Genomic DNA, 24,242 nt, shown 5'->3' on the forward strand with positions numbered 1-24,242 from the left:
TACCTCTTATCTCTTACCTAACTAATGAAACAATATCCTTTCGCTATTTTGGTTGCGTGTGTGTCCCTTATCATAGGGTTGATACTGCAACTTACCTTAGGAAGTATCAGCAAAAGTTGGTTTAGTTTTCCTTACAATGTGATAGAAGGCTTTGCCTTCGTAGTAATCACTACAGCTGTATATTTTATCTTTAGAAAAACAAACTTCATCGTGCGCTTTTCTTCGGCGCCTTTTGCAATTGTTACAGTTGCAACTCTTGGAATACTCACCATCGGCTTGGGGAGTATCAATGTGAATCCTCAAGAAGTAGCAAATAGCTTTCTAGGCAAATTAGGATTAGACGACCTTACCAAAACTTGGTACTTCGGCATCGTTTTCGTATTAGCACTGATGAACCTCTGGTTTTCTATCCTCAAACGCTCAATGGTTTATCAACGCAAAAACATTCCTTTCCTTCTTAATCACTTTGGCTTATGGCTTACAATGTTTGCTGGGGTATTAGGACAAGGTGACATCATTCGCTTGAAAATGAACCTTTACAAGGATAAACTCGAATGGCGTGCAACTACCGATGATAATCGTGTAGTACAACTGCCTATCGCTATGGAACTCAAAGAGTTTAGTATAGATATTTATCCTAATAAACTATTTGTTATCGATAGCACAGGCTCAGCACTGCCTCACGAAAAACCTATAGGCTTTATGCTCGAAAAACAAGGTGAGAGTATGACCCTGCTCAATTGGAAAATTACTCTTCACCAATACCTCGAAAAGGCAATCCCCGATACCGATAGTACTTATGTCAATCACACGATGTGGGGTGCGACCAATGCAGCCAAAGTAACCGTAGAAGACCTCCGTACTCATAAAAAGAAAACCGATTGGATTTCAGCTGGTAACTTCCAATTCTCACCTCGTGCCATTCATTTAGATGATGAACATACCTTGGTAATGGCGCCTGCCGAAGCACGCAAATTCCAATCCGATGTATTGATATATCAAAAAGATCATATAAACGAAGTACTCGAAGAAAAAATAGAAGTAAACCACCCTATCAGCGTAGGTGGTTGGCGCATTTACCAATTGAGTTACGATGAACGTATGGGACGCTGGTCAGAACTCAGTGTCGTCGAACTCATCTCCGACCCTTGGTTACCTGTCGTTTATGTAGGAATTTTCTTACTACTTGCCGGAGGTATTGCCCTCCTCTTTGAAGTAAAAACTAAAAAACAAACATCTAATTCCTAACTCCTAATTCCTATTTTCTAAACTATGTGGCATTATTTCAATCTTATAACATATATTTCAGTAGCCCTATGGTTACTTTCCGGAACGCTTATCTATAGTAAAAGTAAAGCTCTTAGAAACCTCAGTATTACAGCTCATTTAGTAGCTACCCTAACCATTGGAGTCTTTATTGTTGCCTTGTGGCAAAACTTAGATCGTCCGCCCTTGCGCACCCTTGCCGAAACACGTATTTGGTACGCATTCTTTATGGGACTCATAGGCTGTGCCATCTATTGGCTCTATCGCCAAAAGTGGATGCTCAGCTATTCAGCTGTAATGGGGATTGTATTTATAGTACTTACCTATACCCACCCCGATACAATGAACAAAGCCCTAATGCCTGCCTTGCAGAGCGTGTGGTTCATTCCACACGTAATCGTGTATATCTTTGCTTATGCAATGTTAGGGATGGCTTCACTCACTGCTTTCTATGGCATTTATCGCTATAAAAAAGGACAAGAAGTACAATCAATCTTTACTGTCATCGACCAACTCGTAAAAATAGGTTATGTATTTCTCACCTTTGGATTGCTTTTTGGAGCTCTTTGGGCAAAAGAAGCGTGGGGACATTATTGGACGTGGGACCCTAAAGAAACTTGGGCATTTATCACTTGGCTTGGCTATTTGGTATATCTCCACCACAAGTACAATCACAAAGAAAAGAAACCTTTTCAGAGTTTCCTTATCGTAGGAATTGCCTTTATACTACTCCTTGTTTGCTGGTTTGGTGTAAACTACTTGCCAACGGCACAAATGAGTGTACATACCTATTCTGGATAAATAATAAAAGCTGTTAAGTACCCCGCTTAGCAGCTTTTTTTTGTATAAAACAATTTAATCTATTCTATCCACAATCTAATTTTATGCAACTACAAAAACTTCAATCGCTCCAGAAACCTCTGAAAACTCCTAGAACTCCAAAAACTCTCCCTTGCAAGAAAAATTTTCCTATTTAGAAAAATAGTGCTATTTTTGCATTACTGCCAATGGTTAAATTGGCAAAATCAGCAAATTACAACAATGAAAAAACACTATTTCAGTACTTTTATCAAATACTTTTTTCAAGGGATACTTATCATAGGACCTCTCAGTGCTACTATTTGGATTATTTGGTCAATATTCAAAAGTGTCGATAACCTCGTCCCCGACCTCTCTAAGGATTACCCAGGTTTAGTGTTCGCATTAGTCCTATTAGGCACAGCCATCATTGGATTTATAGGTAGCCGTCTCATTTTAGGGAAACTATTGGTAGGTTTGTTAGATTATTTGGTGGCACATATCCCTGGGGTAAAAATCATCTATTCATCTATCAAAGATGTCTTAGCATCATTTGTAGGCGATAAACGCAAGTTCTCCAATCCAGTGTGGGTACGTGTAAACGAAACCCCCGAGGTATGGCGCATAGGTTTTCTTACCCAGTCGTCAATGGATTTTGTCAATCTCGAGGGAATGGTGAGCGTATATTTGCCCCATTCGTATGCTATTTCGGGTTGGGTGATTGTTACTTCTGCCGAGAATGTAAAACCCGCCGAAGGCTTTACTGCCCAAAAAGCGATGGAATTTGCCCTAAGCGGCGGAATTACAACAATTAAGAAAGGATAACTCATTAGAGAATACCTAATAATTAAAGGCGCGAGCTTCATAGCTCGCGCTTTTTTTATTCCCTACTTCTCCCTTGTAACAATCTTGTAACCACTCGTTACAACTATTTGTGCACTTCTTCAAAACTCCTCAATTTTGCATCACAAATCAAAAAGAAAATGGAACTTCTCAAAGAACAATTCATCACTTTTATAGGGCTTTTGCTCTCAGGATGGGCAGGCTGGCTCTTCGGTCGCCCTAAACAACGCGTGGAACTACAAGCCAGCGAATTAGACAATGTAGATAAAGCGATACATATCTATCGCGAAATGATTGATGACTTAGGCGAAAAATACGCCAAAGCCATTGCCGACCTTAAAGAGGCTAACCTACGCATCAAAGAACTCGAAACTTCTATCGAAAACCTTTTAAAACAACTTAGAAAATGACAAACAACGAACAACAAATCGCACATTTTGTAGTTACCTACAAGCCTTATGCAATCGAAACTGAACGCAAAACAGGCATCTCACACCTCTTTATTTTGGCACAAGCAGCCTTGGAAAGTGCTTGGGGAACACACGCCCCTGGTAATATGTTCTTTGGTGTAAAAGCCAAAGCAAATACCTCCGCTGATGACCGACAATTATTAGTAACTACCGAAGTGCTCTCTTGTGATTGGGAAACTTATCAGCGCAACCCTGCATTACAAAAATTCCCCGAAGTGCTAAGCGTTACCAAGCGCACCGATGGCAAATACACCTATAAGGTGAAAGACTGGTTCAAAAAATACCCCACTCCCGAAGCCTGCTTTACCGATCACGCCCTGTTTTTCCTGCACAATCCCCGCTACGCCGAGGCTCTAAAAGTCAAAACCGACCCATACTTATTTGCTGAAGCTATTGCTCGTGCAGGCTACGCTACTGCCCCCGATTATGCAACCCAACTCAAAAAAATCATAAAACAACTCTCAAAATGAAACAAATTCTCTTTTTATTGCCTTTTTTATTACTATTCTCCTGCAAAACACATAAGCTAAAACAAACTGAAACCCTCCAAATACGTGAGCAAATAGATAGTCTCTACCGCCAACAAACAGCAGTCTTGCACACCGTAGAATGGCTCAGTGGCCTACAAGAAGTACATCTCACACTTGAGGCGTTTAAGGACAGCACAGGGCATACCCAAGTGCAACTCCACAGCACTACCCACGTAAAACACTTGCGTGAGCGCACCGACAGCCTGCAACAGAAAGAAATGCACCAAGCTCGTCAAAAAGTACTGAATTTCCACCAACATCAATCACTCAAACAAAAAGAACACAATTTCGGGCTAACCCCAAAAACTTATTGGCTAATCGCACTTATTTTAGTAGCTATCGCCTATTACCAATACAAAAAATATATTCTAAAGAAATAGAAAAAAACTATTTACACCACCCTTTCCACCTCCGAGATTCTCCAAGATTCTCTGAGATTCTCCAAAAACTCCTAAATCATCAGTTGATTACCTAAATAATCAATCATTTTTAGTTACATTGTATGGGCGTTTTGCAAACGCCCATACCTACACACAAAAAACTATTTACACCACCCTTCCCACCTCCGAGATTTTCCAAGATTCTCTGAGATTCTCCAAGATTCTCTGAGATTCTCCAAAACATCTCCAGCGGAGGTTAGGCTATGAAAAAACACCTCTAAACAGAGATTATTTCTAAATAATTTTGTAACTTTGCCCCAATTCTTACCTCTTATCTCTTACCTAAAATTACTATTATGGAACATTTACACAACCACGATCACGATCATCACCACGATCACGATCATCACGATCACCACCATCATCATCACACCGTAACCGATTTAAGTGCGCTGAATCGTGCCTTCTATATAGGTATAGGCTTGAATTTGCTCTATACCCTTATCGAATTTATAGTAGGTTTTAGAGTTGATTCGCTGGCGCTAATTTCCGATGCCAGTCATAATTTGAGTGATGTCGCCAGTTTGGTGATTTCTCTTATCGGGCTGAAACTCACTCACCGCGCTGCTACCCAGCTATACACTTATGGCTACAAAAAGGCTTCTATTCTTGCCTCACTTATCAATGCGGTACTGCTGATATATATTGTGATAAAAATCTTTATCGAAGCCTTTGAACGTCTCTCCAATCCACCCGAAATGGCAGGAACTGCTATTATGATTACAGCTTTCATAGGGGTGATTATCAATGGGGTGTCGGCTTTTCTCTTCTATAAAGGTCAGCAAACTGATATCAATATCAAAGGGGCTTTTCTGCACCTGCTACTCGATGCTTTAGTGTCGGTAGGAGTGATTGTCTCAGGAGCGATAATATACTTTACCGGTTGGTATATCGCCGATCCTATCAGTAGTTTTATGGTGGGAATCGTGATTCTCTTCTCTACTTGGGGGCTCTTAAAAGAAAGTGTAAAACTGATTTTAGATGGCGTACCTCAGAATATAAACCAAGCTCATATTCAGCAACTGATAGAACAACACCCTATGGTAGAAAGTGTGCATCACCTGCATATATGGGCGCTCAGTAGTGCGCAAAATGCTTTAACAGCCCATTTGGTACTCAAAGAATGCATTACGCTAAAAGAATTTATGACCATCAAAGCCGAACTGAAACACACCCTTTCTCACGAAGGTATTACCCACAGCACTTTTGAAATAGATACTGAGAATTGCCATTGCAAAGAAGAAAATTGTAATTAAAAAAATATTGCTATCTTTGCCGCCCTAACACTATTCACTTTTCACTTACCTATGGGAAGCAAAAATAAACTCAAACGATTCGAAGAAAATAAAACTTTTGCCAATGTAATTCAGCCCTCACGTGAGGAAGTCCTCACCGATGCTTTTGCTTATAAAGGACGTTGGAATGAACTCTATTTCAAGAATAATCACCCTATAGTTTTAGAATTGGGCTGTGGCAAAGGCGAGTATTCAGTAGGGTTAGCCAAACGTCATCCCGAGAAGAATTTCATAGGAATAGACATCAAAGGCGCGCGTTTTTGGCGAGGTGCCAAAAACGCTATAGAAGAAAATATTGCCAATGTAGCTTTCCTCCGCACTCAAATAGAACTCATTGAAAAATGTTTTGCTTCAGGCGAAGTGAGTGAAATATGGATTACTTTCCCCGATCCGCAAATAAAATACAAACGCACCAAACACCGCCTCACAAACGCCGATTTTCTCGCGCGTTACGAGCATATCCTTGCCCCCGATGGCTATGTGCACCTCAAAACCGATAGTGAGTTTATGCACGGTTATACCTTGGGATTGTTACACGGAGCAGGGCATAAAGTGCTTTATGCGAATCACAATATCTACAATAGTGATGGCGTACCCCCAGAAGTAACCGAAATTAAAACCTTCTACGAACAGTTCTATTTAGAACAAGGCAAACCCATTACCTATATTCGTTTTCAGATAAAAAAACAGTAATGCTTCACAAACTCAACTTAGACGACATACTTTTTTTGGATATAGAAACTGTACCGTTACACCAGCAGTACAGCGAATTGTCGGTTGAAGCTCAAATGCTTTGGGAAGAAAAAACGCGTTACCAACGCAAGGAAGAGTTCTCTGCCGAAGAATTCTACGACCGCGCAGGTATTTGGGCTGAGTTTGGGAAAATTGTGTGCATATCAGTAGGGTATTTTTCATTCCGGCATCAGCAACGCACCTTTAGGGTTACCTCGTTCACGGGTGAAGAAAAGAATCTGTTAGAAGATTTCGGCAGATTAGTAAACGAACATTTTTCACGCCCTAATAAATTATTTTGCGCCCATAATGGCAAGGAGTTTGATTTTCCATATATCTCCCGACGTATGATAATCAATGGAATAGAGATTCCGCAAAAGCTACAGCTCTTTGGCAAAAAGCCTTGGGAAATTCCTCATCTCGATACGATGGAAATGTGGAAGTTCGGCGATTACAAACACTATACTTCACTGAAACTCTTAGCTCATATTTTAGGCATTCCCTCTCCTAAAGACGATATTGATGGCAGCGAAGTGCGCAATGTGTTCTACAACGAAGGTGATATCGACCGTATAGCTACTTATTGCGAAAAAGATACCATTACGGTTGCGCAAATTCTTCTGCGATTCCGCAATGATACCCTTTTAGATGATGATGAAATCTTGATTTTAGGAAGATAATAAGCGTTATTCAGTCTCTTTTACTTCTTGAGGAGCAGCCTCTTCTTTCGCTTCTTGAGGTATAGGCTCTTCTTTCACTTCTTGGTATACGGGCTCTTCACTTGAAGGATATACCGGCTCTTGAATAGCTGGTTCTTCATTTTTGTTTTTAGGAAGTTTTAAGCCTGCGCCTATAGAAATAGCGAAGTAGTAACTTTTAGCATCTTTAAAATAGAGATGAGGAACGTGTTCTTGATCGGTGATAGGGGTGAGGTTCATAGAAAAACGAGCATCAGCGGTGAATATCCATTTAGGTATCTCCCACATCACTCCTCCACCTACGTGAAAAGTAAACAATATTTTATTGAAATATTGTGTCATATTGAACTTCTCACTGTTCTGTTTTTCAGAATATGAAGCCAAAAGCAAAACTTTAGGAGCTAATCCTATTTGTCCAAAGCCTCTAAACCATTTCTTGCCCTCAAATTGCAATAAGAAAGGCATTTCTAAGTAATCAAAACGAATGTGACGGCGGTCTTGCAATTTTAAATCTGAGCCTTCAGGGCGATACGGAATTGCTTCGCGCTTGTACATCAATTCTATTTGTGAAGCAAAGTGAGTTTTGATAGGCATTCGCAAAAATAACCCAGAGTTCACTACGCCTGTCTTTCCAAAATACTCCACATTATACCCCTCCATTGATTGTATAGGAGTAATAATCGTAAAAGTACTTGCAGGGCTATTGATTTTCACCCCTATCGCGGTTTGCGCAAAGCCCAAATAAGCAGCGCAAAGCCATAAAATTGTAGTTAAAAAGCGTTTCATAATATATTTAGTTAAAGATTATTCGGTTATAGGTTCCTTATTTACTTCTTCAGTAGGAGTTACTACCTCTTCAGTAGGAGCTACGATTTCTTCAGTAGGAGGAGTATTGTTTTTCTTTTTAGAGAATTTATAGCCTGCACCTAACGAAATGCCAAACACAAATGTTCTCGCTTTATCAAAATTGATATATTCTGTATGGCTTCCTGAAGCTAAGTTCGTTATGCTGGTAGAAAAACGGGCATCAACTGTGTAAATCCATTTAGGGCGCTCAAATAGCACACCTCCTCCTATATGTCCCATCATCATCACCGTATTGAATTGCGAACTCCCTCCGTAAGTAACGCTCTTAGAAGCATCATAAAAAGAAGAAGTAATGAGAAATTTAGGTGAAAAACCTACAAAACCAAAACCTCTAATAGCTTTCTTGCCTTCGTATTGTACTAAGAAAGGCACGTCCAAATATTCAAATCTATAATAAGAATCTTTGCTGCTATTCTCTATTCTAAAACGCACAGCTTCGTGCTTAAAAAGCAATTCACTTTGTAAAACCCAATGTTCTTTTAGAGGAATACGAACAAAGCCTCCAAGGCTAACAAAGGCATTGTAGTTTTTTAGATCAACATTGGTTGCTGTATATAGAGGAGCTGCTAAGCTAACAGCCGATAGTGGGTCAGTTACTTTTACCCCTATCGCGGTTTGCGCAAAGCCCAAATAAGCAGCGCAAAGCCATAAAATTGTAGTTAAAAAGCGTTTCATAATATGATTTAGTTAAAGATTATTCGGTTATGGGTTCTTTATTTACTTCTTCAGTAGGAGTTACGATTTCTTCAGTAGGTGTGATAACTTCTTCAGTAGGAGCTACGATTTCTTCAGTAGGAGGAGTATCGTTTTTCTTTTTAGAGAATTTATAGCCTGCACCTAACGAAAATGTAAAGGTATGATTTCTCGCTTCTATGAAATTTAAATAAGGAGAACTGCTATTCGTTGCCATTTTGGTAAGATTAACTGAATAACGTGCTTCGGCAAACAACAACCATCTGGGGCGTTCTACGATCAACCCTCCTCCTATATTGAAGTTAATGTGTAGTTGTCCTGTACCAAAATAGTATTCCATATCTTGCACCTCATTGCTTCCTTTATCTCTAAAAGCTGCTCTCGTACTAATTTTGGGTGAAAAACCTAACTGTGTAAATCCTCTAACGGGTTTTTTGCCCTCGAATTGCATCATAAGAGGGATTTCTAAGTAGTCAAACTCGTAATAAGGACGTTCTTCGGTATCCCAAGTGCTATTTTTAGGACGGAATGATAATGTTTCTCGGCGATAAAGCACTTCAGTTTGTAATGCCCAACGTTTGGCGAGTTGGAAATGAGCAAATACACCTGAATTAAAAGCAGCAATTCGCGGATAAATCTCAATATCATAATTTTCGTTAGAGGTGAGCTCGTTGAAAAAATTAAAAGAATGTAATGGAGTATTCACTTTTACCCCTATTGCGGTTTGCGCAAAGCCAACATAAGTAGCACAAAGCCATAAAATTGTAGTTAAAAAACGTTTCATAGTATATATTAGTTAAAGATTATTCTTATCTCTTATCTGTTACCTAAGTCTAAGTATTTTTCAAAGTAATCAGCAATGTCTTTCAGTTCTTTCCGGTAGTGATCATCTTCTTTTTCGGTGAGGATACCATATCCATAACGGCGGAGGTGTTGTAGTATTTCCGAGAGTCGGTTGGTGGTGATTTTTAGGGTGATAAGCACGTTGTTTTCCGTGCGATTAGAGAGATAAAGCCCTAAGAGTTTTCCTCCATTTTCCTCTACGATGCTGCTAACTTGAGCAAGTGAATAGTTAAGAGTATCTTTCTGCAAAATAAGCACATAGCCAGCTTCTTGTATAAAAGGAGTTTCGATAAATTGTAATACAAACTCATCTAAATGATAGTAACCTATAAAATCTCCTCCCTCATTGATTACCGGTAACATATCGGTTTGATAGAGCGCAAAAGCCTCTACCACAGCATCCCACGTAGCCGTTGAAGGTATAAAATAGTGTTCAAGCGCATACTCATAATCACTTACTAACGCCTCTTTAGCAGCCTCTTCCACGGCTTCTTTGCGGAGTACCCCTATAAAAGAATTGTTTTCGCACACGGGCAAAGCCGAAAGCGAGTGCGCTTCAAAAAGCAAATTCACTTCCTCTATCGAAGTATTGGGGTCTATATGTAAAAAATGTGTTGTCATATTCTTATCCCTTATCTCTTATCTAATCAATAACAATCCGTTTTGATTTGTCCTTTGTTTTGGAAGTAGCTCAGTGGTTTTTCTAAATGTTCTCTACAAATCGTCTCTAAGACCTCGGTAACTGCTTTCTCCATCGCAACCGACCCGCATATCATTACAATTCCTTTGTTTTTCAGGAGTTCTGCAAAGAAAGGAGCTTCTCTTCGCAAGATGTCCTGCACATAGAATTTGTCCCCTTCACGCGAGAGGGCTTGCCAATAGTTGGCTATCTTTCCTTCGTGAGTAAACTGTTCTATATAAGGGCGGTAGATTTCCAAAGAGGCTTCACGGCGACAACCCCATATCAGGGTGATGGGTTTCTTTTTAGTGTTTTCGGCTATCATTCCTATAAAGGGCGCCATCCCCGAACCATTGGCAATACACACTACTTGAGGTGCTTTTTTAGGAAAGTGGAAGTGTTTATTGGCTACCAAAGCCCCTTGCAGCGTATCGCCTATTTGCAAATTGTTCAGCAGGTTAGAAACAACCCCTTGTGAATGTAGCTTTACGCTCAGCCACACATCTCCTTGGTATTTGGCAATAGAATAAAGCCGTTCGCGCCCGTCTTCAGGGGTAATGCCCAAGAGGTCGCCAGAGGTAAAACTACTTTTTTGCGACGGACGTAACGCTATTAGGAAAATATCGTCGTCCATTACGGGCGTTTTCTCTGTTACGGTGAAAGTGAGCGGTTTGCGCTGAGGTTGTACGCTGAAATCATCGGGCAAAGCTAAAGAGAGCTTTTGCGCCATACCCCAAGCCGTTGCCCACGCTTTAAACTGACTGAAATCTTGGTCGTTTACGGTATGCAAAGGCAGCGCACATTCAGCTTGTGCAGTAGCCGACAAAAGTTGGTCTACTTCTTTGGCATATTTGCAGAAATCGGGGTAAGTGTCAGAACCAAAACCGAGTACGCTATACGCCAAAGGTTGTGTGGGGGAATTTTTCGCCCATAGTTGCGCAAAGTGAGTAGCATTGATAGGCGCCTCGCCATCGCCATAAGTGCAAGTAAATACAATGAGTTGCTCTGCTTTAGCAAAACGAGTGTAGGCGTTCATATCGGTCAGGTAGGAACGTTTGCCCAAACGGAGGAGTTCGTTATGGAAAAGAACGGCAAACTTGCGGGTGGTGCCTCCTTCGGTACCTACTAACACGATGTATTCACATTCGCTTTTATCAAACGGATTGTTGATGCCTTTCTTTCGTTTTCTGAGGGTCATCGCAAAACCAGAGTAGAGGAAAAACAACAGAGCCACACACGATAGCAACAACACGCTCGCCCAGAGGTAATGCCCTTTGCCGATGTGCAGGGTGCGCACCAAATACGCCAAGCCTTTGTAAGGAGAGGTGGAGGTGCTAATCACCTTGCCCGTAAACTGATTGACTACTATATTTTTATCGATGAAATCTACTTTATAAACCTCTTCTACATCTTCAAAAGCAGGGAATTCCACTTGGCGCACTTCGGCGAGAGGCACTTGAAAAACAGGGAAGTCTTTAGCGGGTTTTGCGGGTGTTTCTTGTAGTGTGCTAATATCGTAATTGTGTTCAGCTTTGAACTTAGGAAACACTCCCACTGTTTCGAGCGTCATATACACCCCCGTGAGGGCAATGATAAAGATGGGCACGAGCGCCCAGCGCCCCAGAGCACTGTGGTAATGATTGTAGAATTTTTCTTGCGGAAGTTTGTGGAAGAACCTGCCCCAACGTTGCTGTTTGCGGGCGATGAGCCATATACCCGACAAGGCTACTACACACAAACACAAAGCCGTAATCCCCATAATCACCCGTCCCGTTTTGCCCATATAGAGCGAGCGGTGCAAGGTTTTAACGAACTGTATAAACTTCGAGGGCTTATAATCCCCTTTGATGACCTCCCCCGATTGCGGATGGATAAAGAGTTTTTCGCCCTCAGTCGTCTCCACCTGCACAAAGTGATTGCGGTCGATAGAGAGTTTAAGGGCATCTATATTCTTTTCCTTTAAAACAGCAATGGTTTGGGCAAGGGTAGTGCTTTCAAACGATGCACTTTTGTAAGGCAACGTTTGGTTATACACCGATTCACCCGCCAAGATGCCCCCTGTAAGAGCCCCCAGCAATATGAATACCCCTGCTATTAGGGAAAGAATTAAGTGAAGTTTATGCATAATAATTACGAATTACGAGAGACGAATTACGCAAAGGCGATTTGTTGATGTGTTAATTTGTTTGGCACGAGCTACAAGCTCGCACCAGCAGAGGGTCAATTAGTCGCAATCTGGTGCTATAGCTATATCGGTTTCTTCAATTTTTATTTCTTCAAGGCGTTTTAGTTTCTTTTCTTTTACAAAATCATATAGATAGTAATAATCATCAAAAAGTACTATAGCAACATTCTCTCTTACGTATTCTATACTATTATATTTAGGTTCAGCTATTATTTCTCCTTTCAGATTGATAAGACCTATACCGCTATCAGTATAGTATGTAGCAACCCCATTTTTAAAGGAGCTTACCCCTCTATTAGTAAACTCAAACGGAATCACTACCTCATTTTTTAGGTTGATATACCCCCATTTACCATCTTTGCGTACAGCAGCCAATCCTTCGCTAAAATTACCGACTTCTTCATATTCTAACGGAATTATTACCTTGCCATAGCCATCTATATAGCCCCATTTACCATTTTTTTTAACCGCGAAAATAGCATCATCACTCCTATTGTTTCTTAAAAGATTGTAGGTATCTAACAAATTACCATTCAAATCATAGACCATATACTTACATTCCTTACGTACACCTACTATGTAAGTGTTGTCAGAAGGTTCAATCACATTGGCATCAAAATCTTGAATAATAGGTTCTCCTTTAAGGTTGATATATATGTAATCTCTCACTTCCCTTACTTTAGCCAAACCTTGTCGAAAAGCGAAAGCATCTCTGTAGGTAGGAGGTATCACCCATTCATTTTTAGTATTGATATATCCCTCTTTGCTATCCAATTTTGCTACAATAGGAATATTATCATCTATCTTATCAGTGTAAATCCAGCGATAGCTTATAGGGATAATTTCTTTCCCTTCAGAGTTAAAAAGACCCATTTTCTCATTAAGAGTTACGGTATAGCCATTTTTGTTAGAGTTTATAAATGAATATTTTAAGGGGAGTATTATAGTGCCCTTTTCAGAAACCACCCCATACTTTCCATTCTTCTCAACAATAAACTGACCTTCACACCCAAATCTTATAGAGTTATAAGTCCCTTTAAGAATGGGTTGTAAATTTTCGTTATACACCGAACAGCCTTTTGCTTGCTTACAAGCAATGAAGTATGGTTGTTTTTCTTCTATAGAATTAAAAGTAGGGGCTAACACTGTTTTTCCCTGCAAATCTACCAATCCTAACTTACCTTTTTCTTCAAAGATAAAGTATTTAGGTTGTGCCAAAGCCGTAAAGCCACACAACAGTAAGGTTAATTTTAATACAAAATGGATTTTTTTCATTGTGTTTTTTATTTACTGATTTACTAATTTATTTGGCACGAGCTACAAGCTCGCGCCAGCGGTGGGACACACTTTTCTTACCTCTTATCTTTTACCTAGCTCAAATCGTATTTTCTTCGCATTTTTTAGTGCCTCGTGGCTAATAAAATAGGATTTGTAAGGCTTGTCGTCGATGTAAATATTCTTAATGTAAATGTTTTCAGGCGAAGCATTACTTTCTATTACCAAATCACCAGCAGGATAGTACTGTGGGTTGCGTTTGAGGGTGATTTTAGTAAACTTAGGCGAGGTAAAAGTATAGTTAGGTTCAGCAGGAGTAATAGGATAAAAACCTGCCATTCCATAAATGAGCCAAGCCGACATCACCCCTGTATCTTCATTGCCTGGGAGTCCCGCAGGTTTGTTTTGGAAATACTCATTGATGAGTTGGTCTATCTTCTGTTGGGTTTTCCACTCTTTGCCTTTCAGGAAGTTGTAGAGATACGGATAGGCAATATCGGGTTCGTTCGCCATATCGTACTGCTTGCTGTCGAAAATATGGTCGAGTTGCTTTTCAAAAGATTTTTCACCACCCATTAGCTTGATCATTCCTTTTACATCGTGGGTTACCATATATACGTATTGCCACGCATTGCCCTCTATATAGCCCACATTCTCTTCAAAGTTAGCCCCACTTTCGGGGTTGAAAGGCGCATACCACTTGCCATTGGCGTGACGCGGACGCAATAAATGGGTTTCTTTGTCGAATAGTTTTCTATACGAATAGGCTTGTTTGTTAAACTTCTCGTAATCGGCTTTTTTGCCGAGTTTCTTGGCGATTTGCGCAATGGCAAAGTCGGCAGCATTGTACTCTTGGGTAGTAGATACAGGTCCTCTTACCCCTCCGTCTACACTCAGGTAACCCAATTTCCAATACTCTTTCACCCCTGGGCGTATAGGGTTATTTTCAAGCGTATTTGCCCCTTTGAGCATCGCCTCGTAAGCCGTTTGTATATCAAAATCGGTGAGACCGCGCAGGTAAGTATCTGCTAATACTATGCTGGCAGGATCGCCTACCATCGTAAAGGTTTCGGTAGAATTGAGTTCCCATTTGGGTAGCCAACCGCTTTCTTTATAGATGTCGAGCATCGTGCGCACCATTTGCAGTTGCTGTTCGGGGTAGAGCAGGGTGAGCAATTGGTGGTAATTGCGATAGGTATCCCAAAGCGAGAACACCGTATAACGCTGGTGATTTTTGCCTATTTTGTTAGTCTTGCTCTCAGGGTAATCGCCATTCACATCGTTGAGGAGATTTGGGTGAATAAGCGCGTGATACAGAGCCGTGTAGAATATGGTTTTTTGGTCGTCGGTACCGCCTTCTACGGTAGCGCGGAGAGCATCGTTCCACGTTTGGCGTGTGGTGGCATACACCTCGTCGAAAGTGCGGTTGCCTATTTCTTTTTCAAGGTTTTCACGGGCGTTGGCTATGCTCACGTATGAGATACCCACCTTGAGTTCCACGACTTCCTCTTTATCAAATTTATAACGGAAATACGCCCCTATACTATCGCCTACTACCTCGCGGGCGAATTGTTCTTTGAGGCGGGTGTCGCCGTTGTACCACATCCATTGAGCTTCCACCCCTTGGTGTTTTTCTGGCTGATGCCAAACGCCATAAGAAGGGGCTACTTTGTTCACTTTGGCTACAAAATACACCGGATATGCCAGTTCCGGACTGTTATAGCAGAAAGTCCCTACCATACGCATTCCTTCCACTTCGGTAGGCGATACGAATTTCAGCATTGCGCCTTTCTCATTGGTGAGTCCGAGTCCGAGATTGATAAGCAAGTTAGCTTCTCCTTTAGGGAAGTGATAGCGAGTAATACCTGCGCGGGTGGTGGCAGTAGCTTCAGTTTTGATATTGTATTTAGTGAGGAAATTGCTGTAATAACCCGCTTTAGCGACTTCTTTTTGGTAAGTAGAGCCGTATTTTAAGTGATTGATTTCCAATTTACCAGTAGTAGGCATTGCGATAATCACCCCGAGTTCAGGACAGCCCACCCCGCTGAGGTTCACGTGAGTAAGCCCCGTGAAGAATTTATTTTCATTTACATAAGGATTTGAAAGCCATCGACTATCTTTTTCGAGCGGAGCTTTCACTCCCGTAGTGTCAAAAGCCACATTAAAGGGTGAAATGCTAAGCATACCGCGAGGAGCAATTGCGCCAGGGTGGGTAGCACCAAAGTTAGAAGTACCAATAAGCGGATTGATATAATCCACAGGTTGTTGTGCGTGTAGTGATAAAGCCACCCACAAAGTGGCAAAAGAAAGTAGTTTCTTCATTCGTTTAGAACTCTAAATGGTTAATCAGGCTACAAATGTACGATTATTTTTTGAAGTTACAACCTTGTTACCTCCTTTTTTAGTAATTCGTAATTCGTCTTTATTTACTATCTTTGCCCCGTGAAACATTATTTTTTTAATATTATGACAGAAGCCCAAACACTCAAGCATATCATTACCTCTCGCAAAAGCGTCTATCCACCCGAATATAGTGATAGCCCTATACCCGAAGAAGTCTTACAAGAGATTATTAGTTCTGCAGATGAAGCTCCTAACCACAAACGCACTAAACCTTGGCGATTAAAAGTGTATAAAGGTGATGAGAAAGTGCGTTTGGGAGAAGAATTAGTGCGTTTATACAAAGAAAATGTACCAGCAGAGAGCTTTTCTGAGATAAAAATGAATGAAATAGCGAAAAAAGTAGCTAAATCTTATGCCGTAGTTACTATCAGTGTTCATTTTAGTGGTAAAGTAGCCGAATGGGAAGAAATTGCTGCTACAGCAATGGCAGTACAGAATATGTATCTCACCTGCACTGCCCACGCGGTAGGCTGTTATTGGGGTACCCCTGGTTTTATGTTTCAACTGAAAGATTTTCTACAATTAGAAGAAAATGAACGCTGTTATGGTCTCTTCTTTATGGGAAAGAAAAGATAAAGACCTGCAATTACCTATTGTGTTATAATTGCTTGTTGTGCTACTACCAAAATCGTTTTACTTCTAAAGGTAAACCTTTTTTTCGTTTGTATAGAATAGTCCCAATGATTATCAGTACTGCAGGGACTGCTACAAAGAGCCAAGTGATATAGTGTAAGAGTCCGTCTCCAAAAACAAATGCTATGTAATAACTAATTAACAATCGCACCCCAAAAACCAACCAAAAATTGTGTTTCCACTCTACATAAAGCCAAAAATAAAAACAGGAAGATATAAAAATAACGCAGAAGTTAATCAAATAGTTCAAAGCGTAATAAGGTAGAAAATCGGAGGGGGCTTCAATGATATTGTCTAAAGAAGAATAGATGAGAAAAGCTAAATAAATAACTGTATAAATCAAGGCATTGCGCAAAATTCCCCACGAGGTATAGTTGCAAAGATTGCGAAAAAAGAATACTCGCAAGCATATTTCAGCTAAAAAGATGTTCAATATCCATACAGTTCCTTTAGTGTTCAGAAAATGTAAGAAGTCGCTAAAGTTATAAATAAAAAAAGGAGAGAGCAATAAAGTTAAAAGTCCTATAAATACCAAAGCCTCTTTGATGTTACTGCCAAGTCCTAATCGCTGCCAATAACTTTTTCCGTCATTTAGTAGCGCATTGCCCACCCATATTGGGGAGGTAATCAGCAAATTGGCAAAGCAATTTGAAATGAAGCGCATAGAAAGTACAAGCTCTAAGTTTTTAGCAAATGTATATAGATAATTGCTTAAACCTATATGCAACCCAAAGCAAATGAGTATAATAATAACATTTTGATAATTATTTTTTGAATCTGTTATTGTCATTTCTTTATGATTTTGAAAAGGTATCAAAATCTTTATGATAATCAATTACTTTTAGAATATGTTTTGTAAGGACGTTTTGCAAACGCCCTTACAAAACAAAACTTTTTGGACACCCTCTTCTCTAAGTCTTTTTATATTAATCCACAAAATTGTTATAAGCGTTAATCAATTGGTTGTAATTAGAGTTGAGCTCTTGATAATCTCTTTCCGAAAATTCCTTTGCTTCTTTCGCATTACGTATCAATTTGCGTGCTGCACCTAAATACTCTCTCACACTTTTGTTGAAAAAATCAAAACTGCTTTTTCTGCTTGCATATTCTTTGTTGCTGATTTCTAACTTTTCATTTTTTTCAACTTGTTCTTCAATAGCAGTGTACAAGTTTTGCAATTTAGCATCGTCTAAGCGCTCGCTTTCAGCTTGAGTTTCTACTTCATCTATAAAATCTTCTGTTTGAGTTACTAATTTTTTAGACGAAATGATGTGTTCTTTTAGAGGTTGGTCTTCTAAACTGCTCTCTTCAGCTTGATTTACGATGGGGCTCATTGTGTTGAGAAGTGTTTTAGCATTTTCTCTAAAAGTCAAGGCTTGAGCTTCAGCTTCTTTTTGGTGGTCTTTCAGTTTTTTGCCATTGTCATCTTTGTAATCTTCTGCATCTAAGTACGATGTAGTAGCATCTATTAAATTGCGCATTGCTTGAGCGCTGCGTTTCATCTCTTCCATTGCTTTTTTAATGGTTTCTTGCTTGTCGCCAAAACCCTTCGGTGCTTCCTTGTTTTCTTTCATAGGGCTGATCATCATAAAAATAGGTTTGATAGGCTTAATAGCCAAAGCACCTGTTGCTTTTTTTTCTACAAACTCTTGAGCTTTCTCTATATAATTCACCCCTTGGTTGATGTACGAGTTGTTATATGTTTTATAGAGTTCTAAGGCGTTGTTGTAATATTCAATCACCTCATTAGCCTCTTGTTGTCCACTTGCCGAACCACTAAAAGGATTATTGCTGTTGTTGTTTTTACAGCCTATAAAAAATAGCGCTATGAGCGCCCATACAAAAGTAAATCTTTTCATATTGCTTTTTTTATTTAAATGAATAATTTTTGGCAAAAGTATGCGAAAATTAGCAAAATAGCAAATTTTAGTTCTTTTATTTTTTTGCTTCTTACCTCTTGTTTCAGTGTTAAAATATTCGTCACAACTCACGTAAAAGGGTATTCTTTTCTCAATTGGTTAAAAAATCAATAAAATCCACAAAAAATTGAATAAACAGTAACAAAAAACACGAAAACATTAGATTATATCCAATAAAATAGGATTTTTATTAAAAAATATGCAATAAAAAACATACTTTAAAAATGTTAAAAAAAATCTAAATACGTTAAATATTCGTTTTTTTTTACTCAAATAGTAGCGTAACACAAAAAAAATAAATATCTTTGCTGAAAATTTTGTGAGTTGTACTTATATACTAAATAGGTGTCTCATAAAATCAGAAATTGAGTATTATAGCAATCTAATAGTTTAATTTTATCAACAATGAAAAAAATAGTTTTGTTTGTTTTAGCAGTATGTGCTTTTGCTCCAAAAGCCTTCTCTCAAGAGCTAAATTTACCACAACAAAATCAGTATTTGGCAGATAGCGAGTTCCTAATCGCTCCTACCTACGCTGGTATTGGTGACTTCGTGCGCATCCGTCTCTCTGCGGTTACTCAGTGGGTAGGTGTAAAAGGCGCCCCCGACTATCAATCACTTGGAGGTGATATGCGTCTCGGTGAACGCAGTGGGGCAGGGGTGATGCTCTATAACGACCGCAATGGTTTTACTAAGCAAATGGGGGGTAAAGCTACCTTCGCTCACCACCTTACTCTCGACCGTTACGACAACCACTTCATCTCTTTCGGTATTTCTTATGCTTTGAATACTTTTAAAATTGAAATCGATAAGTTTGATAGAACTATATCTGGTAACGACCAAGCGCTTACAAACGACCGCTTCACTGTAAACCATAACTTCGATGTGGCTGTCCTTTATCGCTATAAAAAATGGTGGATCAACCTTACAGCTCTCAATATTCTCAACAAAGATATCGAGCGTTTCTACAAAGAAGAACCTAAAGCACTCCGTAACTATATGGTGTATACTGGTTACCGCTACAAACGTGACAAAAATAGCCGATTTGAAATCGAACCTTCTGTCCTCTTCCAACACTACGAAAGTGATGGGCGTTCTACAACCGATTTTAATATCAAATTCCGTTGGCTTGATATAGAAGATTACTATTGGGTAGGATTGAACTATCGTTCTCTCAACGACCAGCTTTTCCGCCCTCTCAATATAGGTCCTATGGCAGGAGCTAAATTCGGAATGTTCTATGCTGCTTATTCTTATCAAGTTACCCTCAACGAACTTATAGGCTATAACTCTGGTACACACATGCTTACTTTAGGTCTCGACTTGTTCCAAGGGGTTAGTAACTGTAAGTGTGCACAACGATAATAAATGGAAGAAATTATTCTTAAAAACATACGCGTCTATGCTTGTCACGGCTGCCTTGCCGAAGAAGGTATTATTGGTAGCGACTATCGCGTTGATTTAAAAATATACGCCGATTTAAAAAAAGCAATCCAAACCGATGAGCTCATTGATACCGTAGATTATGTACATCTGAACAAAATAGTAAAAGAAGAAATGGCTATCCGTGCGAAATTGTTAGAAAATGTAGCAGGTCGCATCTCCGATAGAATTTTCTCAGAACTTCCACAGGTTCAGAAACTAAAACTAAAAATCGCCAAGGTTAATCCTCCTATAGGAGGGGATGTAGCTCAAGTAATTGTAAAAATAAAGCGCAAAAGATTTGGTAGTTAAAAAAAATAATTCTATCTTTGCGCCCTGAACAATAAAAGGCATCGTGGCCGAGGGGTTAGGCGGAGGTCTGCAAAACCTTATACAGCGGTTCAAATCCGCTCGATGCCTCACTTACAATATTTCATTTAATAATTAATAAAAAAAACTTACAAGACAATGATAAATGTTTTAGACAAATTCATTCAGGATATGAAAACCAATGTTCCTGGATTTATCGCTGTTTCAGTTACTGAAGTGCGTTCAGGTGTTTCTTATGGAGCAGAATCAGTAGATCCTAGTTTCGACCCTAACTTAGCTTCTGCTTATAACCTCGAAGTTGTAAAGGCAAAACAAAACGCCCTCCAAATACTTGGTTTGGCTTCTAAAGAAAAAATTGAGGATATCCTTATTACTCTTACTAATCAAATCCACATTATCGATATCGCTGCAAGTGGTGGCTACTTCATCTACTTAGCAGTAGATTCTTCAAAAGCAAATCTCGGTCTTACCCGTGCTTTGCTCGCTAAATACAAAAAAGACCTAGCAGCTATCTTCTAATAAGGAGCTGTTGTCATAATAAACAAATTTAGTTTAATAATTAAAAAGCCATCCCAAAAGGATGGTTTTTTTGCAAATTATTAATTGTTAATTGGAAAAGACTTACACCGTCCAAGAAGCTAAAGCTCGTCTCGAAGCCTATTGTGCCTATCAGGAACGTTGCCACCGCGAGGTAGTAGCTAAACTCCGCACTATGGGTATGATTCCTTTAGCAATCGACGATATCGTTGTTCACCTTATTCACTATGGATTCCTCAACGAAGAACGCTACGCCCGAAGTTTTACCCGTGGTAAATTCTATAACAAAAAGTGGGGAAAACTCCGCATACAGCGAGAACTCAAAGCTCGAGGGCTCACCGATTATAATATCGAAGCTGGCTTGAGTGAAATTACTGACGATGACTACTACGAAACCCTCAATCTATTAGCCGAAAAAAAACAGGCTGCCATCAAAGAAAAAAATCCTTATAAAGCCAAAGCAAAATTAGCCAACTTTCTCCTATACCGCGGCTTTGAACCCGAACTCGTCTACGAAATAGTAGATGAATTATACGACGAATAATATGAAAAGTAGAGCACAAGAATCCACAAACGCCATTGAGCGTATGTATGTAACAATGAGACACCTCTTCTCAAGAGGTTTCTATAAACCTATGGGTATCTCAGGCGAGGCACTCCGCGAGTCTTTACTCGTTCTACGCCCCGAAATCTATGGCACTATCGCTGAAAGTAAATCTGAACTCAGCGGACTTATCTATGTACTCGACCGTCTTCCCGAGGGTATTGAGCAATGTAAGTACATTAATCTCATCGCCGATGAAGGGTATCGCCAATCGCATTTCAAACCTATTATCCCCCCTAAACGCCGCCGCAATTGCTATCGCATTGATCCCGAGCAAATGAATATCGAAATTACTCGCGGTCGTTCCGATATCTACGATGTGCTTACGCACCTCACTTTCCTCTTTATAGAATCTCACAAAATCGCCGATCGTATTTTCTTAGACGATAATAAAATTTCTCACGATTGGGCAAAACTCGAATCTAATATTCAAAAAAATAAACTCACCCTTGCCGAGCGTGAGGCTACTTTCATACACATCGGTAACTTGTTGGGGCGCACCTTTGAAGAGGTACTCACTGCTTACAAAGCATTGGCTACCCCCGCTTTCCCCGATCGATTTATTCACATCATCTACTGGTTGGGTAAATTGGCGTTCAATGAGCGTGTGAACGACGATAAACGCGTGATTACTTTCAGTACCGTATTGCGCGAACGCATCGGTCACCACCTCCACGGCGAAATATGGGCGGAAAATATCAAACATATCCTCCTTAAAAACGGACTCTTAAACCGCCCCTTGCACATCATCAGTGCTAATATGCACAGCGTGATGAATAGCTTGTTTGCCGAAGAAGCTCTTGCAGGCGAAGTGAAAGTAAAATCACGTATCGAACTTTTTGAGCTGCTTAGCTTGCCCGAGAGTGAACCTCTGCGCAAAAAGGTGAAAGACTATGCTCACAAACACGGAATGATTTCGGTAGACGATACTTCAGGTACCAATATCGATGTCCAACTCTTTGATACTGCCAAAATAGATTTTGCCGATACGCCTTACAAAGTGCATCACCTTGAGGAAAACCAAAAACCTGTAATCTTTGTGATGGACTACGCTTTTGGCGAACAGGCTTACGAAACCATCGACGAGTTGCTAAAACCTTATCACAAAGGTGGTAAGACGCATTTTCTCGATGTGATTTCTATTTCTATTATGGGAAAAGCAGGTATTTTGGAAGGCGAAAAAGGCGATTTGATGATTCCTACTTCTCATATTTTTGAAGGTACTGCCGATAACTATCCTTTCCACAACGAGTTCTCTAAAGCCGATTTTGAAGGGAATGGTCTTAAAGTGTTTGAAGGCACGATGGTTACAGTGTTAGGAACGTCTCTCCAAAATAAGGATATCCTGAAATTCTTCTTGCACTCTACGTGGAATGCCGTAGGCTTGGAAATGGAAGGTGTTCATTACCAAAAAGCTATACAATCAGCTTCTAAAATACGGAAAAGCATACGCGAAGATGTGAAAGTGCGTTATGCTTACTATGCTTCCGATAACCCTCTCGAAACTGGTAGCACTCTCGCTTCTGGCGGATTGGGTACTACGGGCGTAAAACCTACCTATCTCATCACCTTTAAAATATTAGAACAGATTTTTAATTGATAAATTTGGGAATTTACAAATTTGCTAATTTATAAATTATTTGTACTTTTGCCTCTTGAGAAAAACTAAATGAACCCACTCCGCTTTTATGATGATTGATAAAATAAAAGAACATATCGCTAAAATTGAAGATTTTACAGCGAAAACTAAAGAAGAACTCGAACAATTTCGCATTCAATACCTCGGTAAAAAAGGCTTGTTAAACGATTTTTTTGCAGCTTTTAAAGAAGTGCCTAATGAAGAAAAAAAGACCTTTGGGCAGGTAGTGAATGAACTCAAACAAAAAGCTGAAGCTAAAGTACAAGAATGGCGTGACCGTCTCGAAGAACGCAACGAGAGCAATGGTATTTATGGTGATTTGAGCCGCCCTGCTGCTCCTGCTCCCATTGGCGCTCGCCATCCTATTTCATTGGTGAAGAATGAAATTGTAAAAATATTTGCGAATATAGGTTTCGATGTTTCCAATGGACCTGAAATGGAAGACGATTGGCACAACTTCACTGCCCTCAATCTCCCCGAATATCACCCTGCACGTGATATGCAGGACACTTTCTTTATACAAACTAACCCCGATATCCTTTTGCGCACTCACACCAGTTCTGTACAGATACGCTATATGGAAAACCACCAGCCGCCTATCCGTACAATCTCCCCAGGGCGCGTGTTCCGCAACGAGGCTATTTCTGCTCGCTCTCACTGCTTGTTCCACCAAGTAGAAGGCTTGTATATCGATAAAAACGTATCTTTTGCCGACCTCAAACAAACACTTTTGTACTTCACTAAAGAAATGTTTGGCAAATCTCGTATCCGCTTACGCCCGTCCTACTTCCCTTTCACCGAGCCTAGTGCCGAAGTAGATATCTACTGGGGGCTTAACAACGAGGTAGATTACCGCATTACCAAAGGAACTGGTTGGCTCGAAATTATGGGTTGTGGTATGACCGACCCTAATGTGCTTAAAAACTGCGGTATCGATAGCGAACAGTACAGTGGTTTTGCTTTTGGTATGGGGGTAGAACGCATCGCAATGTTGCTTTACCAAATAGGGGATATCCGTATGTTCTACGAGAACGACGCTCGATTCTTAGAACAATTCAAAAGCGCTCTTTAATTAAATTAACAGACTAACAAACGTGTCACAACACTTGTTACCTGTTACCTGTTACTTGTTACCTTAAAA

The 24,242-nt window shown here is 39.9% G+C and carries 25 protein-coding genes and 1 tRNA gene; 17 read left to right on the forward strand and 9 right to left on the reverse strand.

Features of this window, described 5'->3' with window-relative positions; genetic code table 11:
- The first annotated feature begins 24 nt into the window (after window positions 1-24).
- From CGC57_RS08230 to CGC57_RS08270, 9 genes are all read left to right on the forward strand, one after another.
- Entirely contained in the window at window positions 25-1,248 is a 1,224-nt protein-coding gene (locus CGC57_RS08230) for a cytochrome c biogenesis ResB family protein (protein WP_002677692.1), read from the forward strand.
- 24 nt (window positions 1,249-1,272) lie between these two features.
- Entirely contained in the window at window positions 1,273-2,067 is a 795-nt protein-coding gene (ccsA, locus tag CGC57_RS08235; protein ID WP_002677844.1) for a cytochrome c biogenesis protein CcsA, read from the forward strand.
- Window positions 2,068-2,307: 240 nt separating this feature from the next.
- Window positions 2,308-2,889: a DUF502 domain-containing protein gene (locus CGC57_RS08240; protein ID WP_095898757.1), complete on the forward strand. Its 582-nt coding sequence runs from the start codon at window positions 2,308-2,310 to the stop codon at window positions 2,887-2,889.
- A gap of 158 nt (window positions 2,890-3,047) precedes the next feature.
- Window positions 3,048-3,317 (forward strand): cell wall anchor protein, encoded by a 270-nt coding sequence (locus CGC57_RS08245; RefSeq protein WP_198537255.1) that lies wholly within the window; start codon window positions 3,048-3,050, stop codon window positions 3,315-3,317.
- Entirely contained in the window at window positions 3,314-3,847 is a 534-nt protein-coding gene (locus tag CGC57_RS08250) for a glycoside hydrolase family 73 protein (protein WP_095898758.1), read from the forward strand. Before CGC57_RS08245 ends, CGC57_RS08250 begins: the two co-directional genes overlap by 4 nt.
- Entirely contained in the window at window positions 3,844-4,287 is a 444-nt protein-coding gene (locus CGC57_RS08255) for a hypothetical protein (protein WP_002677920.1), read from the forward strand. Before CGC57_RS08250 ends, CGC57_RS08255 begins: the two co-directional genes overlap by 4 nt.
- A 356-nt stretch (window positions 4,288-4,643) precedes the next feature.
- Window positions 4,644-5,603, forward strand: a complete 960-nt coding sequence (locus CGC57_RS08260) for a cation diffusion facilitator family transporter (protein ID WP_095898759.1) — start codon at window positions 4,644-4,646, stop codon at window positions 5,601-5,603.
- Window positions 5,604-5,654: 51 nt separating this feature from the next.
- The gene (gene trmB / locus CGC57_RS08265; protein ID WP_095898760.1) at window positions 5,655-6,335 is read left to right on the forward strand and encodes a tRNA (guanosine(46)-N7)-methyltransferase TrmB; all 681 of its coding nucleotides are present in this window, start codon (window positions 5,655-5,657) and stop codon (window positions 6,333-6,335) included.
- A complete protein-coding gene (locus CGC57_RS08270; protein WP_095898761.1) occupies window positions 6,335-7,054 on the forward strand; it encodes a 3'-5' exonuclease in 720 nt (239 codons plus the stop codon). Before trmB ends, CGC57_RS08270 begins: the two co-directional genes overlap by 1 nt.
- 6 nt (window positions 7,055-7,060) lie before the next feature.
- Here the strand turns inward: CGC57_RS08270 and CGC57_RS08275 are convergent, their stop codons facing one another.
- The 7 genes from CGC57_RS08275 to CGC57_RS08305 form a co-directional block, all read right to left on the reverse strand.
- Window positions 7,061-7,858, reverse strand: a complete 798-nt coding sequence (locus tag CGC57_RS08275; RefSeq protein WP_095898762.1) for a porin family protein — start codon at window positions 7,856-7,858, stop codon at window positions 7,061-7,063.
- Window positions 7,859-7,876: 18 nt separating this feature from the next.
- The gene (locus CGC57_RS08280) at window positions 7,877-8,614 is read right to left on the reverse strand and encodes a porin family protein (protein ID WP_095898763.1); all 738 of its coding nucleotides are present in this window, start codon (window positions 8,612-8,614) and stop codon (window positions 7,877-7,879) included.
- Between the two features lie 19 nt (window positions 8,615-8,633).
- On the reverse strand, window positions 8,634-9,416 hold the full coding sequence (locus tag CGC57_RS08285) for a porin family protein (RefSeq protein ID WP_095898764.1): 783 nt from the start codon (window positions 9,414-9,416) through the stop codon (window positions 8,634-8,636).
- A gap of 32 nt (window positions 9,417-9,448) precedes the next feature.
- A complete protein-coding gene (locus CGC57_RS08290) occupies window positions 9,449-10,096 on the reverse strand; it encodes a CBS domain-containing protein (protein WP_095898765.1) in 648 nt (215 codons plus the stop codon).
- Window positions 10,097-10,122: 26 nt separating this feature from the next.
- A complete protein-coding gene (locus CGC57_RS08295; RefSeq protein ID WP_095898766.1) occupies window positions 10,123-12,279 on the reverse strand; it encodes a PepSY domain-containing protein in 2,157 nt (718 codons plus the stop codon).
- A 99-nt stretch (window positions 12,280-12,378) separates the two neighbouring features.
- Window positions 12,379-13,614, reverse strand: a complete 1,236-nt coding sequence (locus CGC57_RS08300) for a WG repeat-containing protein (protein ID WP_095898767.1) — start codon at window positions 13,612-13,614, stop codon at window positions 12,379-12,381.
- Window positions 13,615-13,698: 84 nt separating this feature from the next.
- The gene (locus CGC57_RS08305; protein WP_095898768.1) at window positions 13,699-15,936 is read right to left on the reverse strand and encodes a GH92 family glycosyl hydrolase; all 2,238 of its coding nucleotides are present in this window, start codon (window positions 15,934-15,936) and stop codon (window positions 13,699-13,701) included.
- 144 nt (window positions 15,937-16,080) lie between these two features.
- Between CGC57_RS08305 and CGC57_RS08310 the strand changes: the two genes are divergently transcribed.
- Complete coding sequence (locus tag CGC57_RS08310; RefSeq protein WP_095898769.1) at window positions 16,081-16,593, forward strand: nitroreductase family protein; 513 nt, start codon at window positions 16,081-16,083, stop codon at window positions 16,591-16,593.
- Between the two features lie 43 nt (window positions 16,594-16,636).
- On the opposite strand, the gene CGC57_RS08315 is transcribed toward CGC57_RS08310, so the two are convergent.
- Both CGC57_RS08315 and CGC57_RS08320 read right to left on the reverse strand, forming a co-directional pair.
- Window positions 16,637-17,440 (reverse strand): hypothetical protein, encoded by an 804-nt coding sequence (locus tag CGC57_RS08315; RefSeq protein ID WP_157909314.1) that lies wholly within the window; start codon window positions 17,438-17,440, stop codon window positions 16,637-16,639.
- Window positions 17,441-17,576: 136 nt separating this feature from the next.
- Entirely contained in the window at window positions 17,577-18,509 is a 933-nt protein-coding gene (locus CGC57_RS08320) for a YiiG family protein (protein ID WP_095898771.1), read from the reverse strand.
- 465 nt (window positions 18,510-18,974) lie between these two features.
- Here CGC57_RS08320 and CGC57_RS08325 point away from each other — a divergent pair, with 465 nt between their 5' ends.
- The 7 genes from CGC57_RS08325 to pheS all read left to right on the forward strand — a co-directional run bounded on the left by CGC57_RS08325 (window position 18,975) and on the right by pheS (window position 24,173).
- The gene (locus tag CGC57_RS08325; protein WP_002677988.1) at window positions 18,975-19,934 is read left to right on the forward strand and encodes a PorP/SprF family type IX secretion system membrane protein; all 960 of its coding nucleotides are present in this window, start codon (window positions 18,975-18,977) and stop codon (window positions 19,932-19,934) included.
- Window positions 19,935-19,937: 3 nt separating this feature from the next.
- Entirely contained in the window at window positions 19,938-20,303 is a 366-nt protein-coding gene (gene folB / locus CGC57_RS08330) for a dihydroneopterin aldolase (protein ID WP_095898772.1), read from the forward strand.
- 37 nt (window positions 20,304-20,340) lie between these two features.
- Window positions 20,341-20,411 (forward strand) — tRNA-Cys (locus tag CGC57_RS08335).
- A 48-nt stretch (window positions 20,412-20,459) separates the two neighbouring features.
- Entirely contained in the window at window positions 20,460-20,840 is a 381-nt protein-coding gene (locus CGC57_RS08340; protein ID WP_002677716.1) for a hypothetical protein, read from the forward strand.
- Between the two features lie 91 nt (window positions 20,841-20,931).
- Complete coding sequence (locus tag CGC57_RS08345) at window positions 20,932-21,402, forward strand: regulatory protein RecX (RefSeq protein WP_095898773.1); 471 nt, start codon at window positions 20,932-20,934, stop codon at window positions 21,400-21,402.
- 1 nt (window position 21,403) lies between these two features.
- Entirely contained in the window at window positions 21,404-23,062 is a 1,659-nt protein-coding gene (locus tag CGC57_RS08350) for a DUF6909 family protein (protein WP_040360760.1), read from the forward strand.
- Window positions 23,063-23,150: 88 nt separating this feature from the next.
- The gene (pheS, locus tag CGC57_RS08355) at window positions 23,151-24,173 is read left to right on the forward strand and encodes a phenylalanine--tRNA ligase subunit alpha (RefSeq protein ID WP_095898774.1); all 1,023 of its coding nucleotides are present in this window, start codon (window positions 23,151-23,153) and stop codon (window positions 24,171-24,173) included.
- Window positions 24,174-24,242 lie beyond the last annotated feature (69 nt).

This window comes from Capnocytophaga sputigena (assembly GCF_002302495.1).
GTDB classification, from domain to species: domain Bacteria; phylum Bacteroidota; class Bacteroidia; order Flavobacteriales; family Flavobacteriaceae; genus Capnocytophaga; species Capnocytophaga sputigena.

Coding starts and splice junctions, on each gene's coding strand:
- CGC57_RS08230 (WP_002677692.1), top strand. CDS start 25: ATGAAACAATATCCTTTCGCTATTTTGGTTGCGTGTGTGTCCCTTATC.
- ccsA (WP_002677844.1), top strand. CDS start 1,273: ATGTGGCATTATTTCAATCTTATAACATATATTTCAGTAGCCCTATGG.
- CGC57_RS08240 (WP_095898757.1), top strand. CDS start 2,308: ATGAAAAAACACTATTTCAGTACTTTTATCAAATACTTTTTTCAAGGG.
- CGC57_RS08245 (WP_198537255.1), top strand. CDS start 3,048: ATGGAACTTCTCAAAGAACAATTCATCACTTTTATAGGGCTTTTGCTC.
- CGC57_RS08250 (WP_095898758.1), top strand. CDS start 3,314: ATGACAAACAACGAACAACAAATCGCACATTTTGTAGTTACCTACAAG.
- CGC57_RS08255 (WP_002677920.1), top strand. CDS start 3,844: ATGAAACAAATTCTCTTTTTATTGCCTTTTTTATTACTATTCTCCTGC.
- CGC57_RS08260 (WP_095898759.1), top strand. CDS start 4,644: ATGGAACATTTACACAACCACGATCACGATCATCACCACGATCACGAT.
- trmB (WP_095898760.1), top strand. CDS start 5,655: ATGGGAAGCAAAAATAAACTCAAACGATTCGAAGAAAATAAAACTTTT.
- CGC57_RS08270 (WP_095898761.1), top strand. CDS start 6,335: ATGCTTCACAAACTCAACTTAGACGACATACTTTTTTTGGATATAGAA.
- CGC57_RS08275 (WP_095898762.1), bottom strand. CDS start 7,858: ATGAAACGCTTTTTAACTACAATTTTATGGCTTTGCGCTGCTTATTTG.
- CGC57_RS08280 (WP_095898763.1), bottom strand. CDS start 8,614: ATGAAACGCTTTTTAACTACAATTTTATGGCTTTGCGCTGCTTATTTG.
- CGC57_RS08285 (WP_095898764.1), bottom strand. CDS start 9,416: ATGAAACGTTTTTTAACTACAATTTTATGGCTTTGTGCTACTTATGTT.
- CGC57_RS08290 (WP_095898765.1), bottom strand. CDS start 10,096: ATGACAACACATTTTTTACATATAGACCCCAATACTTCGATAGAGGAA.
- CGC57_RS08295 (WP_095898766.1), bottom strand. CDS start 12,279: ATGCATAAACTTCACTTAATTCTTTCCCTAATAGCAGGGGTATTCATA.
- CGC57_RS08300 (WP_095898767.1), bottom strand. CDS start 13,614: ATGAAAAAAATCCATTTTGTATTAAAATTAACCTTACTGTTGTGTGGC.
- CGC57_RS08305 (WP_095898768.1), bottom strand. CDS start 15,936: ATGAAGAAACTACTTTCTTTTGCCACTTTGTGGGTGGCTTTATCACTA.
- CGC57_RS08310 (WP_095898769.1), top strand. CDS start 16,081: ATGACAGAAGCCCAAACACTCAAGCATATCATTACCTCTCGCAAAAGC.
- CGC57_RS08315 (WP_157909314.1), bottom strand. CDS start 17,440: ATGACAATAACAGATTCAAAAAATAATTATCAAAATGTTATTATTATA.
- CGC57_RS08320 (WP_095898771.1), bottom strand. CDS start 18,509: ATGAAAAGATTTACTTTTGTATGGGCGCTCATAGCGCTATTTTTTATA.
- CGC57_RS08325 (WP_002677988.1), top strand. CDS start 18,975: ATGAAAAAAATAGTTTTGTTTGTTTTAGCAGTATGTGCTTTTGCTCCA.
- folB (WP_095898772.1), top strand. CDS start 19,938: ATGGAAGAAATTATTCTTAAAAACATACGCGTCTATGCTTGTCACGGC.
- CGC57_RS08340 (WP_002677716.1), top strand. CDS start 20,460: ATGATAAATGTTTTAGACAAATTCATTCAGGATATGAAAACCAATGTT.
- CGC57_RS08350 (WP_040360760.1), top strand. CDS start 21,404: ATGAAAAGTAGAGCACAAGAATCCACAAACGCCATTGAGCGTATGTAT.
- pheS (WP_095898774.1), top strand. CDS start 23,151: ATGATGATTGATAAAATAAAAGAACATATCGCTAAAATTGAAGATTTT.